Genomic DNA, 2,806 nt, shown 5'->3' on the forward strand with positions numbered 1-2,806 from the left:
AGAGGACGGGTGGTTCATGCGGAAACGGCGAAATGGAAGCGGGGATGCGGCAACGATCAGACAGGTGTATCGAATACCAGAATAACTGCTTAACTTGTACTGGTACAAACGCAGGCCTATTGTAGCGGCTCGCGCGCTGGCAGGGCAGCGAGCGTCCCACAAAACGCGTTGCATGGGGCCGGAGCAGGCGCCGAGGTGCTTGTCGCACCGGCAACGGTACAAAGGAGCGAACGATGAAACACCACGACCAGGTCGCCGACGCATTCGGCACGACGGCCGCCGCCTATCTGACGAGCACGGTCCACGCGACGGGCGCCGATCTGCAGACGCTCGCCGACGCGGTGCGCGCGACGCCCGAGGCCGCGGTGCTCGACCTCGGCTGCGGCGCCGGCCATGCGAGCTTCGCGGTCGCGCCGCACGTGCGCGAGGTGGTCGCCTACGATCTCGCCGCGCAGATGCTCGCGACTGTCGACGACGCCGCGCGCGAGCGTGGGCTCGCGAACATCCGTACGCAGCAGGGCCCAGCCGAACAACTGCCGTTCGAGACGGCGACGTTCGACTGGGTCGTGAGCCGGATGAGCGCGCACCACTGGCACGACATGCGCGCGGCGCTTGCCGAGGTGCGCCGCGTGCTGAAGCCGGGCGGCCGCGTGCTGATGATCGACATCGCCGGCAACGACCATCCGCTCCTCGATACGTACCTGCAGGCCGCGGAAGTGCTGCGCGACGCGTCGCATGTGCGCGACTACCGCGCGGACGAATGGCTCGCGATGTTCCGCGAAGCCGGCTTCGACGCGCACGTGCACAGCCGCTGGCGCCTGCCGATCGATTTCGATACGTGGGTCGCGCGTATCCGCACGCCGGCCGACAGCGTCACCGGCATTCGTGCGCTGTGGGCGCATGCGCCGGACGAGGTGCGCGGCTACTACGCGGTGCAGCCCGACGGTTCGTTCGAACACGACGCACTGCTGATCGACGCGCACTGAGCGCGAGGTGTGCTGCCGTTTCGCCGACGCATGAAAAAAGCCGCGATACGCACCGTGGGTACGGTGGCGTATCGCGGCTTTCACGATGCCGGCCGGCGCGGAACGAACCCGCGCCGCATGCGGATCAGCCCGTGTTGCGCAGACCGGCCGCGATCCCGTTGATCGTCAGGTGAATCCCGCGACGCAGCCGCGCGTTCGTGTCGCCCGCGCGGTGGCGCTTGATCAACTCGACCTGCAGGTGGTTCAGCGGGTCGAGATACGGGAAGCGGTTCTTGATCGAGCGCGCGAGCAGCGGGTTGGTCGCGAGGCGGCCTTCGTGCCCCGTGATTTCCGCCAGCGCCTGCGACGTGCGCTCCCATTCCGCGACGATCCGCTCGAACACGTGCTTGCGCAGCTTGCGATCGGAAACGAGCTGCGCGTAGCGCGACGCAACTGCAAGATCGGTCTTCGCGAGCACCATGTCCATGTTCGACAGCAGGTTCGCGAAGAACGGCCAGGTCTTGTTCATCTTCTTCAGCAGCGCGACGCGCTTCGTGCGCTCGGCGTCGTCCTGCGCACCGTCGAGATACGCACTCACCGCGCTGCCGAAACCGTACCAGCCCGTCAGCAGCAGCCGGCACTGGCCCCACGAGAAGCCCCACGGAATCGCGCGCAGGTCCTCGATCTTGCGCTGCTTCGGATCCTGCAGCTTGCGCGAAGCCGGGCGGCTGCCGATGTTCAGCTCGGCGATCTCGGTGATCGGCGTCGACGAGAAGAAATAGTCGGTGAAGCCCGGGGTTTCATAGACGAGCGCGCGGTACGCGGCCATCGCCGAATCCGACAGCGTCTGCATCGCGGCCTCGAACGCCGGCAGCTGTGCGGGCGCGTTGTTCTGCGGCAGGAGCGTCGCCTCGAGCGTCGCGGCGACGACCGTCTCGAGGTTGCGGCGGCCGATCTCCGGGTTCGCGAACTTGCTCGCGATCACCTCGCCCTGTTCGGTCAGGCGGATCTGGCCGTTCACGGTGCCCGGCGGCTGCGACAGGATCGCCTGGTAGGTCGGGCCGCCGCCGCGGCCGACCGTGCCGCCGCGGCCGTGGAACAGGCGCAGCGTGATCTTGCGGTCGCGGAACAGGTCGACGAGCGCGAGCTCCGCGCGATACAGCTCCCAGTTCGACGTAAGGAAGCCGCCGTCCTTGTTGCTGTCCGAATAGCCGAGCATCACTTCCTGCTCGGCGCCCTGGTGCGCGATCAGCGCGTCGATGCCCGGCAGTGCGAAGTATTCGCGCATGATGCGAGCGGCGTCGCGCAGGTCGGGAATCGTCTCGAACAGCGGGATCACCATCAGGCTGTTCTTCGCATCGCCGCCCGGTACGCCGAGCGCGCCTTCGAGCAGGCCCGTCTCCTTCTGCAGCAGCAGCACTTCGACGAGGTCGCTGACGGTTTCCGTATGCGAAATGATGTAGTTGCGTACCGCGCGTGCGCCGAATTGCGCGCGGACTTCGCGCGCCTTCTCGAATACGCCGAGCTCGCTCTGCGCGAGCGCCGAATATTCGAAGTACGGCGAGCGCAGCGGGCGCGGATCGGCAAGCGCGGCGAGCAGCACGCGCAGCTTGTCTTCCTCGGCAAGCGCCGCATAGTCGGCCTCGACGCCCGCGCGTGCGAACAGTTCGGCGACCACGGCTTCGTGGATGTCGGAGCTCTGGCGCAGGTCGATGCTCGCGAGATGGAAGCCGAACACTTCGGCCGCGCGCACGAGCGGCGCGAGGCGCGGCGCGGCGAGCGACGTGCCGTGGTGTTCGTCGAGCGACGCGGTCAGCACCTTCAGGTCGGCGACGAACGCT

2 protein-coding genes are annotated in these 2,806 nt (G+C 67.5%); one reads left to right on the forward strand and one right to left on the reverse strand.

The genetic code is table 11. The features are described from left to right. Positions 1 to 233 precede the first annotated feature (233 nt). Positions 234 to 986 (forward strand): class I SAM-dependent methyltransferase, encoded by a 753-nt coding sequence (locus JYJ84_RS33235; protein WP_122946016.1) that lies wholly within the window; start codon positions 234 to 236, stop codon positions 984 to 986. A gap of 124 nt (positions 987 to 1,110) precedes the next feature. Here JYJ84_RS33235 and ppc read toward each other — a convergent pair. Then, the coding region (gene ppc / locus JYJ84_RS33240) for a phosphoenolpyruvate carboxylase (protein WP_205190022.1) at positions 1,111 to 2,806 on the reverse strand (1,696 nt) is incomplete at its 5' end.

Source organism: Burkholderia sp. LMG 13014, from assembly GCF_905232215.1.
GTDB lineage: Bacteria > Pseudomonadota > Gammaproteobacteria > Burkholderiales > Burkholderiaceae > Burkholderia.

What these genes read in the sequence shown, in the direction of transcription:
- JYJ84_RS33235 (WP_122946016.1), top strand. Translation starts at nt 234, where the DNA reads ATGAAACACCACGACCAGGTCGCCGACGCATTCGGCACGACGGCCGCC.